This is a genomic window from Natronosalvus rutilus (assembly GCF_024204665.1).
GTDB lineage: Archaea > Halobacteriota > Halobacteria > Halobacteriales > Natrialbaceae > Natronosalvus > Natronosalvus rutilus.
In genome coordinates this window covers 2,502,844-2,518,905 of the sequence record NZ_CP100355.1, presented here as the reverse complement: position 1 = coordinate 2,518,905, position 16,062 = coordinate 2,502,844, and the positions used below count along the sequence as shown (strand labels likewise).

General features: G+C 64.7%; 15 protein-coding genes. 9 read left to right on the top strand and 6 right to left on the bottom strand.

The genetic code is table 11. The features are described 5' to 3' along the window. Window position 1: 1 nt before the first annotated feature. Window positions 2-733 (bottom strand): STAS domain-containing protein, encoded by a 732-nt coding sequence (locus NGM29_RS12005; RefSeq protein WP_254156467.1) that lies wholly within the window; start codon window positions 731-733, stop codon window positions 2-4. A 606-nt stretch (window positions 734-1,339) separates the two neighbouring features. On the opposite strand from NGM29_RS12005, the gene NGM29_RS12000 reads away from it, so the two are divergent. The 3 genes from NGM29_RS12000 (at window position 1,340) to NGM29_RS11990 (ending at window position 4,775) form a co-directional block, all read left to right on the top strand. Beyond that, a complete protein-coding gene (locus NGM29_RS12000; RefSeq protein WP_254156465.1) occupies window positions 1,340-2,914 on the top strand; it encodes a glutamate-cysteine ligase family protein in 1,575 nt (524 codons plus the stop codon). A gap of 103 nt (window positions 2,915-3,017) precedes the next feature. After that, window positions 3,018-4,010, top strand: coding sequence for a 2-phospho-L-lactate transferase (gene cofD / locus NGM29_RS11995; RefSeq protein ID WP_254156463.1), 993 nt, complete (start codon window positions 3,018-3,020; stop codon window positions 4,008-4,010). A 3-nt stretch (window positions 4,011-4,013) separates the two neighbouring features. Continuing rightward, window positions 4,014-4,775 carry a tRNA-dihydrouridine synthase gene (locus tag NGM29_RS11990; RefSeq protein WP_254156461.1) on the top strand — a complete coding sequence of 254 codons (762 nt, stop codon included), beginning with the start codon at window positions 4,014-4,016 and terminating at the stop codon, window positions 4,773-4,775. Between the two features lie 25 nt (window positions 4,776-4,800). Here the strand turns inward: NGM29_RS11990 and NGM29_RS11985 are convergent, their stop codons facing one another. From NGM29_RS11985 to NGM29_RS11975, 3 genes are read right to left on the bottom strand one after another with little or no spacing between them, the layout of a single operon-like run. Continuing rightward, window positions 4,801-5,658: a metallophosphoesterase gene (locus NGM29_RS11985; protein ID WP_254156459.1), complete on the bottom strand. Its 858-nt coding sequence runs from the start codon at window positions 5,656-5,658 to the stop codon at window positions 4,801-4,803. A 4-nt stretch (window positions 5,659-5,662) separates the two neighbouring features. Further along, the gene (locus NGM29_RS11980) at window positions 5,663-7,318 is read right to left on the bottom strand and encodes a hypothetical protein (RefSeq protein ID WP_254156457.1); all 1,656 of its coding nucleotides are present in this window, start codon (window positions 7,316-7,318) and stop codon (window positions 5,663-5,665) included. Further along, entirely contained in the window at window positions 7,315-8,610 is a 1,296-nt protein-coding gene (locus NGM29_RS11975) for a Single-stranded DNA binding protein (RefSeq protein ID WP_254156455.1), read from the bottom strand. The genes NGM29_RS11980 and NGM29_RS11975 overlap by 4 nt, the downstream gene beginning before the upstream one ends. A gap of 259 nt (window positions 8,611-8,869) precedes the next feature. Here NGM29_RS11975 and NGM29_RS11970 point away from each other — a divergent pair, with 259 nt between their 5' ends. From NGM29_RS11970 to NGM29_RS11955, 4 genes are all read left to right on the top strand, one after another. Further along, complete coding sequence (locus NGM29_RS11970) at window positions 8,870-10,360, top strand: PAS domain S-box protein (protein WP_254156454.1); 1,491 nt, start codon at window positions 8,870-8,872, stop codon at window positions 10,358-10,360. Between the two features lie 116 nt (window positions 10,361-10,476). Next, complete coding sequence (locus NGM29_RS11965; protein WP_254156453.1) at window positions 10,477-10,653, top strand: hypothetical protein; 177 nt, start codon at window positions 10,477-10,479, stop codon at window positions 10,651-10,653. Between the two features lie 100 nt (window positions 10,654-10,753). Beyond that, window positions 10,754-11,428, top strand: a complete 675-nt coding sequence (locus NGM29_RS11960; protein ID WP_254156452.1) for a 2,5-diamino-6-(ribosylamino)-4(3H)-pyrimidinone 5'-phosphate reductase — start codon at window positions 10,754-10,756, stop codon at window positions 11,426-11,428. A 78-nt stretch (window positions 11,429-11,506) separates the two neighbouring features. Then, entirely contained in the window at window positions 11,507-11,956 is a 450-nt protein-coding gene (locus NGM29_RS11955) for a hypothetical protein (RefSeq protein ID WP_254156451.1), read from the top strand. A gap of 226 nt (window positions 11,957-12,182) precedes the next feature. Here NGM29_RS11955 and NGM29_RS11950 read toward each other — a convergent pair whose 3' ends face one another. Then, complete coding sequence (locus NGM29_RS11950; RefSeq protein ID WP_254156450.1) at window positions 12,183-12,851, bottom strand: O-methyltransferase; 669 nt, start codon at window positions 12,849-12,851, stop codon at window positions 12,183-12,185. Window positions 12,852-13,080: 229 nt separating this feature from the next. Between NGM29_RS11950 and NGM29_RS11945 the strand changes: the two genes are divergently transcribed. After that, on the top strand, window positions 13,081-13,941 hold the full coding sequence (locus NGM29_RS11945; protein ID WP_254156449.1) for a phosphatase PAP2 family protein: 861 nt from the start codon (window positions 13,081-13,083) through the stop codon (window positions 13,939-13,941). 85 nt (window positions 13,942-14,026) lie between these two features. On the opposite strand, the gene NGM29_RS11940 is transcribed toward NGM29_RS11945, so the two are convergent. Continuing rightward, complete coding sequence (locus NGM29_RS11940; protein ID WP_254156447.1) at window positions 14,027-15,046, bottom strand: lysylphosphatidylglycerol synthase transmembrane domain-containing protein; 1,020 nt, start codon at window positions 15,044-15,046, stop codon at window positions 14,027-14,029. A 130-nt stretch (window positions 15,047-15,176) separates the two neighbouring features. Here NGM29_RS11940 and NGM29_RS11935 point away from each other — a divergent pair, with 130 nt between their 5' ends. Further along, window positions 15,177-16,034 carry a hypothetical protein gene (locus tag NGM29_RS11935; protein ID WP_254156445.1) on the top strand — a complete coding sequence of 286 codons (858 nt, stop codon included), beginning with the start codon at window positions 15,177-15,179 and terminating at the stop codon, window positions 16,032-16,034. The last annotated feature ends 28 nt before the right edge of the window (window positions 16,035-16,062 follow it).

The following is a 16,062-nucleotide window of genomic DNA, read 5'->3' as shown; positions in this document are numbered from 1 at the left end:
GTTACTGGGATTGGGACGCATTCGTCACGATGTCGATGTTCTGGGTGAGGTGCAATCCGAGTTCCAGCCCCTCGCTCAACGTGGACCTGGTTCGGATGTCGTCCATCGTGATCCCGAGCTGGACCAGCGTCTGGGCGATGTCGGGATTGATTCCGGTGATGATGACCTCGCTCCCCAGCAGCGACACGGCGTTCACCGTATCGGTGAGGTGCTGTGCCGTCGCTGTGTCGACGTTCGGAACGCCGGTGATGTCGATCAGCGCGATCTCCGCTCCGTTCTCCGTGAGTTCGGTGAGCAACTCTTCGGTGAGCCGCTGTGCGCGGGACGTATCCAGCGTTCCGACCACGGTTGCGAGCGTGATGCAATCCCAGATCTCGACGATCGGCGTCGACTGTTCGAGAATCGCTTCGGCCTGTTCGGCCGTCTTCCGCTCGAGTCGTTTCCGTTCGGAAATGTCGGTGACGTAGGCGATGAACTCCCCGTCGTCGACGGTTCCAGAGACGAGCACGTCTATCGTCTCGCCGTTGTTGCCGAGAAGTTGCGTTTCGAACGCGTCCACGCGACCCGTTCGCTTGAGCTGTTCTTCGAATCGCTCGGCGTCCTGTGGATCCGCGTATTCGATGGACGAAATCTCCGAGCGAAGCTGTTCGACTGAATCGAAAGAAAGCATTCTGGCGAGCCGCCGATTGGCGTACTGATTCTCCAGGTCGACCTCGGACGCTTCGAGGTCCATGTCGTCGACTGGAACCCGGAAGATGCCGATAGGTGCATTTTCGATTAATTTCTCGTATGGGGGGTCACTGGATGGCATCTGCAAGCTGGTAATAATACAAAATCTGGCCTATTAACGTTTAGGATGGATTAGATGTTATATTTCAGTCACTACTTCTGGCTGTCGGTGTGCGTCCTCCTCGAGGAGCGAGTTCCTGGTTCAAACGACTCGTAGACCGCCCGGTGGGGTATTCGTTCATCTGACAAGAATACAACGAAACTCGACCACCTCTCACATTCGGTGATGGTCCGGTTCTGAATAGTGTTTTGGTGGCCTGCCTCGATACGGCTCGCTCACGACCGGCGCGTGGGTGCGCGCTCTCGAGATGTTCGCCCATGAGCAAACTGCGAGACACAACCACGACCTGTGACCGATGGCCTGCAACCAGCAACCACGACTTGCGACCCGCATCCAGCGTCCCGCCACCGTCTCCCGGTGGAATCGCTCCCCACCAGCCAGTCGCTCGGGAATGCAGGCTGCCAGTCTACGGTCCGGGGCGAAAACTCGAGTACAGTGTCCGCTCGAGGGATAACTGCATTTAACCCACTGGAAAGCAGACCCGGTGGTATGGGAGCCGAGGAACTCGCGTCGCGTCTCGAGGAGGTACTCGCCGTCGATGCCGAGTCGTTTCGCGACCGCGCGATCGAGGAAGCCGACGTCATCGTCGAGGGAATCGAGTCGGGCGCGTTCGACAACCCACAGGCGATCGTCGGCTTCGAGTACGAATTCTACGCCATCGACGCCGAAACGGCCGCGCTCAAGCGCGTTCCCCGGCGTCTCCTCGAGTTGATGGGCTTCGAGAAGGAACTCGGCCTCCACAACGCGGAAATGACGACGAGTCCGCAGCCGCTCAACGCCGACGGGCTTCGCGCCCAGGAATCAGAGATTCTCGCCCGCCTTCGCGCGGCCGAGAACGTTGCGAACGCGGAGGGGATGCGCCTGGTCAGCGACGGCCTCTGGACCCTGCCGCCGGCGGGCGAATTGGCTCGCGAGTACCTGACGGACACGATCGAACGGACGCTCGAGGTCGGCGATTCCTCAGGCGACAGCGAGGAAGCGGGCACCAACTCGCGCACCGTCACGCTCGCAACGAACATGAGCGACGCCGCTCGGTATCACGCGATGGCCAACACCGACCGTGCCGAGGCCGCCGGGATGGTCCTCGACTGCCCGCACGTCTCGCTCGCCGCCGAGACCGCGATGCCGGAGAGCCTCATCACCTCGATCCAGCCCCACTATCAGGTTCCCCACGCCCCCGACCTGCCGACGTACTTCAACTACGCCGTCAGGATCGCCGGCCCGCTGCTCGCACTGGGGGTCAACTCGCCGTTCCTCCCGGCGGATCTCTACGACGAGGGCGCGTCCGCTGAGGACGTCCTTCGCGATGCCTGGATGGAACACCGGATCAGTATCTTCGAGACCGTCCTGAACGATCCCTCGGCCGGGGCCGGTAAAGTCCGCTTCCCGCACGACCTCGAGAGCGTCGAGGAGGCTGTCGAGCGAATCGCCACCGACGACACCCTCGTGCCGATGCCGGTCGGCGACGGCGACCGGTTCGACGACCAGTTCGCCCACTTCCGGCGCAAGCACGGCACCTACTGGCGGTGGGTGCGCCCGGTCTTCGACGGCTCGAGTCGGTCGGCGGCGAACGCCCGCATCGAGTTTCGCCCGATTCCGGCCCAGCCGACCGTCCGGGACTCCGTCGCATTCCTCGCGGCCTACGCGGGGCTCCTGGAGAGTCTCACTCACCTCGAGCATCCCGTTCGCGAACTCGACTGGGAGATCGCCCGCGAGAACTTCTACGCCGCGATGCGCGATGGACTGGCGGCCGACCTCGAGTGGATCACGAACGACGGGCAAACGACGAGCGACACGGAAGCCGTCTACGCAGACCTCTTCGCACACGCCGAAGACGGCCTCTCGAGTCGCGGCCTGACCGACGAGGAGGTTGCAGCGTACCTCCACCCGCTTCGTCGCCGCGTCCGCCAGGGACTGACCCCTGCCCGCTGGAAACACGAGCTAGTGGCCGACGAGGTCGCCTCGGGGGAATCGCTCGCGGGCGCCCTCGAGGTGATGCAACGTCAGTACGTCGAACAGCAGGCTGAGACGCTGTTCGAAGGGAGTTTCGCGGACTGGACGTGATCCACTAACCCGGCCGGATTCGAGCTGTTGAGAACGAGCTGCTACAATTAGCCACCACGATCTGGCCGCAACTGCTTAAGCCCCCCAGCGGAAACTGACGCGTATGGTTACGTTCCTCTCCGGGGGTACCGGCACGCCGAAGCTGTTAGACGGGGCCGGAGCGGCGTTCTCGCCGGACGAGATTACCGTCGTCGCCAACACCGGCGACGACATCGAACTCGGCGGTCTCTTCGTCTCTCCCGACGTCGATACGCTTCTCTTCCAAGGCGGCGGCGTCCTCGACCGCGAACGTTGGTGGGGGATCAGGGGCGACACGCATCGCACGCACTCCGCACTTTCCGACATCGCCGCGGCGGCCGACCTCCCCGACGGTCCGCAGTATCTCGAGACCTCGAGACAGACCGAGGGTCGCGACATCGCCCGGTGGCGTCGGTTCTCGGGCATCGCAGAGTTCATGACGATCGGCGACCGCGACCGAGCAGTTCACCTCACGCGGACCAGCCTCCTCGACCAGGGGCACACGCTCTCGGAGGCCACCAACGTCCTCGCCGACGGATTCGGGCTGACGATCGACGTCCTGCCGATGAGCGACGACGCCGTCGCGAGCCTGATCCACACCGAGGACGGCCTGATGCACTTCCAGGAGTACTGGGTCGCCCATCGCGGGGAACCGACGATCACGAACGTCGAGTTCCGCGGCTCGTCGACCGCCGAACCGGCGCCGGGGGTGCTCGAGGCGCTCTCCGACGTCGTCGTGATCGGGCCGTCTAACCCGGTGACGAGCATCGGACCGATGCTCGCGCTGCCCGGCGTCGCGAGGGCGCTGATGGAGACGCCCGTCGTCGCCGTCTCGCCGTTCCTGGGTGACGAGGCGTTCTCGGGTCCGGCGGCCGACCTGATGGAGGCCGTCGGCGCGACGCCGAACACGGCTGGCCTGGCGACGGCGTACCCCTTCGCCGACGCGTTCGTCATCGACAGGGATGACCCGACCGAGTTCGACCGGCCGACGATTCAGACCGACATCCGGATCGACTCACCGGAGGACGCCGGCCGCGTGATCCAGGCCATCGACGAGGCGCTCTCGATCCTCGCCTGACCGATGTCATCGCACCCGCTCTCCTCATCGCTCTCCCCGCCACTCGCACTGGCCAGTCTCTCGGGACAATCTGACGCCGAGTGGGCGCTCGCAGCCGCCGAGTGGGCCGGCTGTGCGTTCCTCGGCGGTATCGCGCTCGACGCCCCGTCCCGCGAGGCCGCCCGCGAACTCGTCGCCCGCGACCGGACCGAATTCCTGCCCGACGACCCGGTCGCATTCGTCGACGATCAACTCGCCACCCTCGAGGACGAGCCAATCCAGGCCGGAATCAACGTCAGGAGCGCGAGCGCCGACGCCATCCCTCCCGTCGCTCGCGTCTGCCGGGAGCGAGACGCGTTGCTCGAGATTAACGCTCACTGCCGCCAGCCCGAACTCTGTACGGTCGGCTGTGGTCAAACGCTCCTGCGAGATGCGGACCGACTCGGCGAGTACGTCGCCACCGCCGCCGACGACGGCGCGACCGTCGGCGTCAAGGTCCGCGCCGAGGTCCCGGGCGTCGACCTGCCGACGCTGTGTCGCTCGCTCGAGGCCGCCGGCGCGTCGTTCGTCCACGTCGACGCGATGGACTCCGAATCCGTCATCGCGGATGTCACCGACGCCTGCGATCTGTACGTAATCGCCAACAACGGTGTCCGCGACGAGTCGACGGTTCACGAATACCTCGCCTACGGCGCCGACGCGGTCAGCGTCGGCCGGCCTAGCGACAATCCGACCGTCCTCGAGCGGGTACAGCGGGCGCTCGAGAGTGAGGAGAGCGAGGCCTGAGTTCGCGGTCGACGATTGACAGTTTTCACACGCGCTGGTAGGGCCCGAGTCGAGTGCCGTCGAGCAGGTACGACTCCGTCGAGGCGAGGGCCTTCGGCAAAAACGGTGCGAGAAACGACTGGTTCTCGCGGTTGGTCCACGTCCCGCCCGCCAGGTCGTTGAACGCCGGCACGACCACGACCTCGGGCGGGTCTGCGTCGCCCTCGAGCCACGGCAGTCCGTCGTAGGCCTCGCCGTCGCGTCCACGAAACGGAGCGGGGTCGAGGCGTCCGCGAAGCCAGACGCGCTCGACGCGGGCGCCGCCGACGTCGTCCTCGAGTCGGACGGTGGGGTGTTCGTGGCCGAGGCAGACGATGTCGGCCTCGAGCACCGATCGGTCGGGCCAGGTGTGACCGTGACAGCAGCCGAGACCATCGATACGGACGCCGGTGCCGTCCGTGATCCGAAGGGGTGTACCGCCCAGTTTGCCCTCGACGGAGCCGCTGTCGTCGCCGTCGTGGTTCTCGAGGCCGCCAGGTTCGTCGTACCCCGCCCCCAGCCACCCCTCGATGGCTCCGTCGTGGTTGCCCCGGACCAGCGTCACCGAGACGCCGTCGGGAAGCGACTCGAACAGCACCTCGAGTTCGCCTCGCTCCGCGCCGCCTGGGTCGCCGATGGCGTGCATCAGGTCGCCGAGGACGATCAGCCGATTCGCGGCGGTTCGCTCGAGCAGCGAGCATAGTCGGGTTCGACGCTCGGCCGCTCGACTGGGGACGTCGACGCCGCGCTCGTAGCGCAACCCGACCTCGTAGCCGGCGTGGTAGTCCGCGACCACGAGCGCGCGCTCGTCGTCCAGCTCCGCGACGGCCGCCGGTTCGTCGGGTACGGGCTCGAGGCGGACCATCGGCTCAGATTGCCTTCAGTTTGCCGTCACCGGGCTCGTAACACTGCCCGCCCATCAGGGCGTCGTCGATGGCCTCCTCGACGTCGTCCTCGTCGGCGCCGGTCTCGTCGCTGACGGTGTCGATCACGGCCGAGCGATCCGCACCCTCGCCGTCGTCGAGGTCCGTCATCGTCTCGACGACGAGGTCCTGAAGGTCTACGTCCTCGAGGTCGGTCTCCTCCTCATCGTCGTCGCTGTCGTTGGCTTCCTCGGATTCCTCTTCTCCATCTGATTCGTCGATCCCGTCGCCTTCTTCGTCGTCGCCGATTTCCTCGGCCTCCTCGGCACTCTCTTCTTCGTCGACTTCGGGTTCCACTTCGTCGTCTTCGACGTCCTCGACCGACTCATCGCCCGCTGGCACGTCGATATCTGCCTCACCCGGCTCGTCGACGTCTGCTCCCGTCGAAAACTCGGTCCCGAACTCGGCCTCGAGTTGCTCGCGCTCCTCGTCGTCCATCTCGTACATGCCGGAGGCATCTTCGAGTTCGTCTTCCTCGAGGTCCCCGTTCTGGCCGATGTCGACGGATTCCTCGTCGACGGACTCATCGTCAACGGATCCATCGTCGGCCGTCGAACCCGATTCCTCGGCGGTGGCAACCTCGTCCTCGGTATCGGCCTCGACGCCGGCGTCGAAATCGCCGAGTTCGTCGGCGGTCGAATCCGATTCTCCGGCGTCGAAGTCACCCAGTTCGTCGTCTCCGCTGGGGTCGTCGGCCTCGAGGCCGGCGGATTCGGTCCCGGTGTCGGTCGTCACCGCGGAGTCTGTGGTTTCGGCTGCCGCCGGCGCCTCGGGTTCGCTCTCATCCCGAGCAGCGGCATCCTCGAGGTCGCTGTCGCCGTCGACGTCTACGTCCACGTCCACGTCCACGTCAAGGTCGACGGACTCGGCGCTCGCCAGCGCGGCGAAACTCGGCGCACTCGGTTGCGAATCGCTCGGCTGTCGGTTCAATCCGCGCACCTCGTCTCTGTCGCCGGCCACGACTGCTGCTGCATCGAGCGCGAGGTCGCGAACGCCCTCGAGGTAGGCGGGCGTGGTCCCGTAGTGGTCCTGGGCGAGCGGGATGCCGGCGGCGAGGCCGCGTTCGACGCCCGCCTCGCGCAGGGCCGTCTCGAGCGCGTCACCCGAGGCCTCGAGGTCGGCTGCCGCCGCGTAGGTGCCGACGCGCTCGAGGGTCTGTTCGGCTGCCGACACCACCCAGCGCTCCCGCGTCTCGGGGTCGACCGTGGCGATGCTCTCGGGGCGAATCGACGTGTAGACGACGTCCGAATCGTCGGGCTGGAACGTGCGTGCCTTGCCCGTGACGGCCACGAACGCCGGCGGGTCGATCCGCTCGAGGAAGGCGAGTTCGTCGGGCTGGTACTGACCGGCGTAGACGACGAACGCCCCGGTCGGATCGACGACGCGTGCGCGGAGCATCTCGTCGTTGACCGCCGTGACCTCCGTGAGCGCCCCGACGACGAACATCCGGTTGAGTCGCGCTCCGGTCGGGGTGATGACGTAGTTCGGCGCCCGCTCCTCGTCGCTCTCGGCGTGGGAGTAGTCGGCGTCGTCGAATTCCGCTGCGAAGACCCGGTAGGCGACCTCGCGTCCCGGCACCTCCTCGTCCGAATTCGAACTCATGCGTCCACCTCCGTCCCGCGGTCACGACCGTCGAGTAGCGTTTTCGCCCGCTCGACCGGGTCGTCGTCGCTCTCCTCGAATGTGCTGGCGTCCAGGTTCGCACCGTACTCGTCGACCGAGAGGTGACCGCGAACGCGGTACTCCGTGCCGACGACGTTCTCCCGGATGGTGTCCGCGACGGCCTCCTGGTCCATCGCCTCGCGGGCCTCGTCCTTCGCGTCCTCGAGGTCGCCGCCGTAAACCTCTTCGGTGAGTTCGTCGTCCAGGACCACCGTCACGGCGCCGGTGCCGTCGTCCAGGATCGCCTTCACCCGGAGGTCGTCGACGCCGTCGACGTTGCCGTGGGTCCGACACTGCCCCTTCTGGACCACGCGATTGCACTCGGGACAGCGCTGGATCAGCCCGGAGCCGTCGCGGACGGCCAGCAGGTTCCCGACGAGTTCCACGTCGTAGACGCCTCCGGTCGCGACGGCCTCTCCGATGGGGAGTCTGGGTGCGTCGGAACCGACGTCGACGTCCGTCTCGAGCGCCGTCACCGTCGAGAATTCCGAGACGTTCACTTCGGGCACGCCGCGGAACTCGCGGATGTAGGCGTTCTCGATGCGAATCGAGGCGCCCTCCTCGATTTCTGGAACCGGGTCCCAGTTCGTGAACGGTAGTCGGCCACTCTCGTCACCGAAGACCCCGCTGAGGATCTCGGTTTCGCCGTCTCGACCGTTGATCGTGCGCTCCTCGCACTCGAGGACGGCGACCTCGATCGTCTTCGCGCGGTCGCCCGTCCGAAGGTCGGCGAGATTGGCGTCGCCGCCGACCTCGTAGGGGATTTCCAGGGGCTCCTCGAGGAACGACAGCGAGGTGCTCTCCCCGAGGTTGAGTTCGGGTTCGCCGTCCCACTCGCGGACGCCGGCGTTGCCCGCGGTGATCGTGTCGCCCGGCGAGAGGCCGAAGTCCTCCCAGGCGGTGAAGTCGATCACACCGGTTTCGTCGGCGAGCTCGCCCTCGACGATGACGTGGTCCGAGCCCTGGTAACGGATCGACCGTTCGCCCGCGCTCAGGACGACCCCGGTGACCGTCACGGAGCCGTCGTCGGGCGTGATATCCCCGACGTCTCTGGCCGAAGGCGTGCCGCTCGAGCCGCCACTCGAGCCGTCGCCGTACTTTCGACGGAGGCTCTGGGTGGCCTCCTCGAGCGGGACGCTGTACTCGAGTAGGTTCTGCAGGTCTGCTTTGACCTCCTCTTTGTCAACACCGAGATCGGAGGCGAGATCCTCGGCATGGGTATCGATATCCATCGACTTCCCTTCGAACGGGAGGGTAAAAAACGTTCCCGCAACGGAGTGAAAGTGAACGTCGCCAACGAGGGCCCGGGGATCGTAACTGGGCGGGTCGAACCGCCGTGTCCCCCTAGCGTTTCCGCCGCTCTCGATTTGCCTGTATTTGTTATAATTTATCTTCGCTGATAGGATTGCATCGACTGTGCCCGATACAGAGCGTAGATTGACCGACGACGAATCCAAATCCTCATAACACCCTGATACAATACAGCGCTCAATGGGGTATTTCTCACGGGGAATCACCTACATCGGAGGCCAGCGTTTCATCTTCAGTCTCGGAGGTGTCTACCTCGCAGGTGCTATCGGATGCGCACTCATCACTGTTGGTGGCATCCGATCGTTCGACGAACTCTTCACCAATTGCGTGCTACTTGGTGCAAGTGGGATTGTTCTCATATCTGGTGCCTATCGTCTCCCACGAACCGACCTCCGCCCCGACCTCTACGCAGACATCGCCAGTTGGTGTGTCCGGGGCATCGGCGCCATGCTCAGTATCGTTCTGTTTAGCGCATTGACGGGGGGCGTCAACGACCTCATTGCTGGCTTCGTCGTGCTCCCGGCGCTCGCCAGCATTGCTGGGCTTGGACTAGGGTATAAGGATGCACGGGCCAAAACCCGTGCGTTAGACGCTGAAGACCGCCAGCGTGAACTCGAACAGGCAAACCGCAAACTCGAACGGGCGAACCGCGACCTCAAACGCTACGAAACGATCGTCGAGACCGTCAACGATGGCATCTATCTCGTGGACGAAGACGGCTACTTCACACTGGTCAACAGCGCCTACTGCGAGATGGTCGGCTACGACCGCGAGGAACTGCTCGGCAGCCATGGCTCGCTCGTCGTGGACGAAGAGACGGTCGAAACGGCGTACGACTATCAAGAACAGATGGTCGTTGATGAGGAGCAAGAGGAGGAGACGCTCAAGTTCGAGGCAGACGTTCACACCGCAGACGGGGAAACCGTTCGGGCGGAAGCCTCATTTGCCATCATTCGGGACGATGGCGACTATGAGCGAGTCGGCGTTGTACGCGACGTAACCGAGCGTAACGAACGCGAACAGCAACTCACCGAACAGAACGAACGACTGGACAGGTTCGCGGGAATGTTGGCCCACGAACTCCGGAACCCCGTTAGCATCGGCCAGATCTACAGTCGACAACTCCCGACAGAAACGAAACCAGAGGTGAAGGAGTACATCACCGAAGCGTTCGACCGCATCGAAGACATTATCGACGCCATGTTGGTTATCACGCGGGGGAGCGACGCGCTGTCTGAACCAACGCCAGTCTCAGTACTGGAAACGGCACAGGAAACGTGGAACGAGGTGGACGCCCCCGAAGCGAGAATGGAGACGGCGGCAAACCAGATGATAGAAGCTGATAGCACGTATCTCCGCCATCTCTTTCGGAATCTGTTTGAGAATGCGGTCAAACATGGCGGGGCGGACGTTACAATCACAGTCGGTGACCTTCCCACCGGGTTTTTCGTTGCCGACGATGGGGTCGGAATCCCTCCAGCCGACCGCGATGAGATTTTCAACGAGGGATATACGACGGCAAGCACGGAAGCCGGGATGGGATTGGGGTTGACGTTCGTCAAAGAGTTAGCAGACGTGTACGGTTGGACGTGTTCGGTGACGAAGAGCGATACTGGTGGGGCTCGGTTCGAATTCGAGAACGTGACGATGACTCAAACTGCCACCGACTAATTCGCACCACACGTTGTTAACGTCAACTACTGTCAGGCACGACGGGTTTCAACAGAGCTATTCGTCACGGTCCTCGCTGCGGTGAACGCTTTACCGCTCGAGCCCGTTGAACGAGCATGGCCGATACCCTGACCTGTCCGGAATGCGGGAACACGATTCGCTCACGAGAACACCTGGAAGCGGGCCACGAGGTCACCGAACTGAAACCGGACGAGGACGGACTAACCCTCTACGGAAACCGCGATCTATTCCTCTGTCGGAACTGCAAGCGTCCCCTCGGCGTCGGGCACTGAGCGCCACGGCACTCCATCGCGTTCTTCGGACCGATGATCGATCCTCGACGTTTGATGGGCCTCGCGGTGCTTTCTTTACCCACCGCTCCGGAGAGAGCGTATGCACGTCGTCGTCAACGCCGCGATGAGCGCCGACGGGAAACTCTCCTCGAGGCGACGGGAACAGGTCCGCATCAGCGGCGAGGCGGACTTCGACCGGATGGACGCGCTCCGGGCGGCGAGCGACGCCGTCGTGGTCGGCGTCGGGACGGTGCTGGCCGACGACCCGCACCTGACCGTCAAGGACGACGAACGGCGGCAGCGACGGCTCGACGCTGGTAAGTCGCCGTCGCCCGCCCGCGTGGTCGTCGACTCCCGTGGGCGAACGCCGACCGACTCGGCCGTACTCGACGACGCCGCCGAGACCTACGTCTGCGTGACCGAGGACGCACCCACCGAGAACGTCGATGCCCTCGCCGAGCGCGCGACGGTCGTACCCGCGGGAACGGGCCGCGTCGACCTCCGCGAAGCATTCGCCGCCCTCGAGTCGGCCGGTCTCGAGTCCATCATGGTCGAGGGCGGCGGCGAACTCATCTTCTCGCTGGTCGAAGCCGACCTGGTCGACGAGTTGCGGGTGTTCGTCGGTCCGCGACTCATCGGCGGAAGAGACGCCCCGACGGTGGCAGACGGCGAGGGCTACGTCGCGGACTTTCCGGAACTCGAACTCGAGGCCGTCGAACGGCTCGACGGGGGCGTCGTCCTGTCCTGGCGAATCGAATCGGACGCGGCTGTGTGATTCGTTCCCGCGTCACTGGGATAGCCAACAGGTATATACCCCACCGTGTTCTGCACCCACCAACGACCGGTGCACGACGTGAGCGACCTCCGTACACACTCGGTTCGACCCCTACTCGCCCTGTCCCTCGGCGCCTTCGGCGTCTCGGGACTGGTAACTGCAGGAACCGCTTCTCTGGAACCCACGACGCTCGAGACGACGCTGGGCGCCGCCCTCGCCGTCGTGGGCGTCTACGGCGTCGCGTGCTACGCACGACGCGTTTCCAGACCGACGCTGGCGCGCCTCTCGATCGGGCTCTGGCTCGCGTTCATCGCCATCGCCGGCCTCCACCTGCCGGGGCTCGAGACGACCGGCGCGGCCCTTCCGGCGCCCACCGACGGCGTCGTCGCCGGATTCACCGCACTCACGTGGGCGACGCTCGTGGGCGCCGCCTCGACGACGACGTTCCTCGCCTTCCAGGAGTACAACGCCGGCACTGACGCGATTCCGGCCGAGGAATCCGTCGTCGACCAGGACTGCGACTACTAACGCCGACGTTTTTCGCCCCATCTCGAGAAGTGATCCCGAGCGACAGATGGGGACGCTCCGTGCCGATCCGCTGGTCGACGATTGGTTATACTATAAAAACAATAGTTTATTGGTGCACATTCGATAGTACTGGTTCAGGCCGATTCGCATCGAATCCCCCGCGAATCTGTGTCTTGCTCCATACAGGAGTCGACACTCGAGACGCCGCCGTCGCCGCCTGCCACGGCTATCGAACCCGATAGCTCACCGCGATTCCCTCCCCCAGCGGAAGCACCACGGTTTCGAAGTCCGGATCGTCACGAACCGTCTCGAGGTAGGTCGCAATGCCCTGAGTGTGTTCATTGACGTCGTCCGGATCGCCACCCTCGACGACCTCGAGGAGTTTCTCGAACTGAATGATCCCCGCTCGCATCGCGTTGTCCGCGACGATCACGCCACCGATGGAGAGCTTCGGCCTGATGGCCTCGAACGCCTCGGCGTAGCGGTGTTTCTGGTGGTCGATCAACGCGACGTCGAACGGTCCGTCGTAGTCCTCGATCGTCTCGAGCGCGTCGCCGAGTTCGTAGCTGGCGAGGCCGTCGTAGCCGCCGCGCTCGAGGTAGGACTTCGCCAGCTCGAGTTCGTCTGCGTCGACCTCGGTGAGGACGATTTCGCCGTCGTCGGGGAGCGCCTCGGCGAACCAGTACGCGGAGTAGCCGTAGCCGGAGCCGAACTCGAAGATGCGCTCGGCGTCGGCGAGTCGAGCGATCAGGCGGAGGAAGCCGCCGACTTCGGGACCGACGTGGGGGAAGCCCTCGGCGGCCGCGTACTCGTCCATCTCGACGAGCGTCTCGTCCGGTTCCGGGCCGGTCGCCCGGACGAACCGGGCGATTTCGTCTGCAAGAACATCAACCATGGCCGGTGATACGCTGCGACGCGAATAAAACTCCGGGTGAGACGGGCGCCCGGACGACGTATCGATGGGGCCGACTATCGATACTTCCATATACGACCCCATTTGATACGAATACATGACGATACATTGGCACCTCTCGAGCCACACCCGGCATATATCTCCCCAAAACGTTTCAACGCCCACCGTTGACAGTTCATCCACTCCGCGATCCCTCCACTAACTATCCGCAATGGCCCTCCTCACCGTCGTCTTCGTCACTGGATTGATCGTCGCAACCGGTCTCGTCACGACCTGTGCGTTCAGCACGAGTCTCGAGCAGTTCCGTCACGCCATCGCCGACTTCGACCGACGGCTCGTCGAAATCGCGCCGTACCTCGGCGTGGCGGCGCTCTTTTTCCTGGCGAAACAGGCGACGAACGACCTCAGTCTCCGTATCTCGCGCGCGCTCGGCTGGGACATCACCGACTCGCTGTACGAACTCGAGGGGCTGTTCGTCGCCGACCTGCAGGCAGCGGTTCCCGAGTCGCTCATCGCCTTCTTCTCGGCGATGTACATGTTCGGATTCCCGTACCTGCTCGTCGTCCCGCTCGTGCTGTACTTCGTGCACACCTCGAGCCGGCACCTCAAGGGAGTCCTCACCGCCTACGTCCTCAACTACGCCGTCGGGGCGATTCTGTACACGCTCTTTATCGCCTACGGCCCTCGAAATCGAGTGCCACATCACGTCTCCGGGTTGATGTACGAAATCTACCCGGAGACGCAGACGTTGACGGCCGCCGTGTCCTCCAACACCGACGTCTTCCCGTCTCTCCACACGTCCTTTGCGGTCGTCGTCGCGCTCTTCGCCTGGCGAACCCGGAAGACGTACCCATTGTGGTTTTACGTGTCCTCGATCACGGCCACGGCGGTCGTCCTGTCGACGATGGTGCTCGGCATCCACTGGCTCACGGACGTCGTCGCTGGCCTCGTCCTCGGACTCTGGAGCGTCGTCGTGGCGACGCGCGTCGTCGAGACGTTCGAGGGCGAAACGGACGCACCGTCGTCGCTCGAGGACGGCGAGGAGAGCGTCGCCTCCGAACTCGGCGACTGAGACGATCGACGTCTCGTCTCGGCTTCCTGCCAGTGATCGATGACGATGGTCGAACGGGGAGTCCCGACACTCGGCGATGAATGACTCAGGCGACCGTCCAGATTCCCATCGCGGCCGTCGAACTCCCCCCGATGAGTACCGGGAGCCAGTAGACGGCTCCACGGAAGATGAGGACGGCGGCGGTGATCTCGGGAAGTGGAACGGCGGTCGTCGGGACGAGCAGGAGGACGAACGCCGCTTCGATACCCCCGAGTCCACCCGGGAGCGGCGCGGCGCCGGCAAGATTCGCCAGCGGAATCGCGAAGAGAACGACGGAGACGTGGACGCTGTACCCGACGGCCGCGAACGCGGTGAGGAGAGCCGCCGCCTGGAAGAGCCAGCCGAGAAGCGAGAGGCCGACGATGAACGCGAGCTGTCGGCGACTCGTCCCGACCTGGCGCAGGTTGGCGAAGAAACGCGCCACCCGCCTCGCGATCTCGCGCTCGAGCGTGACCGGATTGAGTCGCCCGCCGCCGAATCGACCGGCTACCTTCGCGATGGTCGCCGGCACGTGTGCCTCGATACGCTCTCGAACGGCCCACCCGAGCGCGAGTACCAGGCCGAGGACAGCGACGAGCGCGATCGCACCCGTCAGTGCGTTTTCGAGTCGCGGACCGACCGTGGCGGTCGTCGCGTAGTAGCCGACGCCCACGAGCGCCAGGAGGACGGACGGGGCGACGTTGGAGACGTCGACGGTGGCGATGCCGGCGAGGCCGGTCTCGTACTTCGCACCCGTGCTCCTGGAGATGAGCAGCGCGGAGAAGGGTTCCCCGCCGGCCTGTCCGAACGGCGTCACGTTGTTCGCGAAGACGGCTCCCGCGTAGACCAGGAACGCCTTCCCGACGGTGACGCCGACGCCCAGTGTCTCGAGCACGGTTCGGAGCATGAGACTCCAGGACGCGAGCCAGGCGAGGCCGAGGACGATCGTCGCCGCGACGAACGCCGGGTCGGCCGCCAGCAGCGCGTCAACGACGTACTCGGCGCCGACGACGACGAACAGGACGACGAACACCGCGAGCGCGCCGAACGCGCCGAGAAGCAAGGCCCGCCGACTCCCAGGTGCCATACCTGAGAGTACGGACCGATCCCCTTGAACGTCCTGATTCGCCTCGAATTCGGCGCAAGTACCGGTTTTTTGCCGCCAGCCGACGAACCAGTAAAGATACGTCGATTGGATAGCAAACGGGACATAACAGATGAAAGGCCAGCGTTTCCTCGACTCGAAGTGGGACTACTGTCTCGTCCTGGACGCGTGCCGGTACGACGTGTTTAGCGAGGTGTACGACGAGTACCTCGAGGGCACGCTCGAGAAGCGACGGAGTACGGGGTCGTCGACACCGGAGTGGGCGTCTCGAACGTTCACCGGCGACCACGACATCGCGTACTTTTCGGGGAACCCGTTCATCAACGACCTCGGGATTCCGCTGAACGAACTCAAATGGGGGGCCAGTTGCGACTACGAGTGGACGGCGAACGAACACATCAGCGACGTCGTAGACGTCTGGAAGCACGGATGGGACGACGACCTCGGCACCGTCCCGCCCGACAGTGTAGCGGAGTCGTTCGCCGAGCACCGCGACCTGGTCGAGACGGCCGATCGGACAGTCCTTCACTACATGCAACCCCACGCACCGTACCTCGCACGGGGCACGGGGCAGAAACTGAAACAGATCCAGAAGGGCATCCGACGGCAGGACGAAGCCGACGAGGACGAGGACGACGGGGGCGTCCTCGACTCCCTCGGCGAGACGGTCAGACCGAAGGTGGAGTCGACCCTCGAGGGGAGCGAACTCGCCCAGAAGGCGGGACTCTGGCTTGAGCTTGACCCGGCGGACCTCGTCCGCAACGGTACCCGCGACGCCGCAATGGCCCTCTACGAGGAGAACCTGCGAATCGCCCTCGAGTCCGTCGCGGCCCTCGTCCCGGAACTCGAGGGGCGGGTCGTCGTCACTGCCGATCACGGGGAGGCGTTCGGCGAGGAGGGCGTCTGGGAGCACCACATCGAAACGCACATTCCGGCGCTCATGGAGGTCCCGTGGCTCGTCCTCGAGTGAGTCGGCGGAGCGACCCGTCGGCCGGGAC

Bases quoted from the DNA above. Each gene is read 5' to 3' on its own strand.
- NGM29_RS11950 (WP_254156450.1), bottom strand. From the start codon at position 12,851: ATGGTTGATGTTCTTGCAGACGAAATCGCCCGGTTCGTCCGGGCGACC.
- NGM29_RS11980 (WP_254156457.1), bottom strand. From the start codon at position 7,318: ATGAGTTCGAATTCGGACGAGGAGGTGCCGGGACGCGAGGTCGCCTAC.
- NGM29_RS11935 (WP_254156445.1), top strand. From the start codon at position 15,177: ATGAAAGGCCAGCGTTTCCTCGACTCGAAGTGGGACTACTGTCTCGTC.
- NGM29_RS12000 (WP_254156465.1), top strand. From the start codon at position 1,340: ATGGGAGCCGAGGAACTCGCGTCGCGTCTCGAGGAGGTACTCGCCGTC.
- NGM29_RS11985 (WP_254156459.1), bottom strand. From the start codon at position 5,658: ATGGTCCGCCTCGAGCCCGTACCCGACGAACCGGCGGCCGTCGCGGAG.
- NGM29_RS11945 (WP_254156449.1), top strand. From the start codon at position 13,081: ATGGCCCTCCTCACCGTCGTCTTCGTCACTGGATTGATCGTCGCAACC.
- NGM29_RS11990 (WP_254156461.1), top strand. From the start codon at position 4,014: ATGTCATCGCACCCGCTCTCCTCATCGCTCTCCCCGCCACTCGCACTG.
- NGM29_RS11960 (WP_254156452.1), top strand. From the start codon at position 10,754: ATGCACGTCGTCGTCAACGCCGCGATGAGCGCCGACGGGAAACTCTCC.
- NGM29_RS11940 (WP_254156447.1), bottom strand. From the start codon at position 15,046: ATGGCACCTGGGAGTCGGCGGGCCTTGCTTCTCGGCGCGTTCGGCGCG.
- NGM29_RS12005 (WP_254156467.1), bottom strand. From the start codon at position 733: ATGGACCTCGAAGCGTCCGAGGTCGACCTGGAGAATCAGTACGCCAAT.
- NGM29_RS11970 (WP_254156454.1), top strand. From the start codon at position 8,870: ATGGGGTATTTCTCACGGGGAATCACCTACATCGGAGGCCAGCGTTTC.
- NGM29_RS11965 (WP_254156453.1), top strand. From the start codon at position 10,477: ATGGCCGATACCCTGACCTGTCCGGAATGCGGGAACACGATTCGCTCA.
- NGM29_RS11975 (WP_254156455.1), bottom strand. From the start codon at position 8,610: ATGGATATCGATACCCATGCCGAGGATCTCGCCTCCGATCTCGGTGTT.
- cofD (WP_254156463.1), top strand. From the start codon at position 3,018: ATGGTTACGTTCCTCTCCGGGGGTACCGGCACGCCGAAGCTGTTAGAC.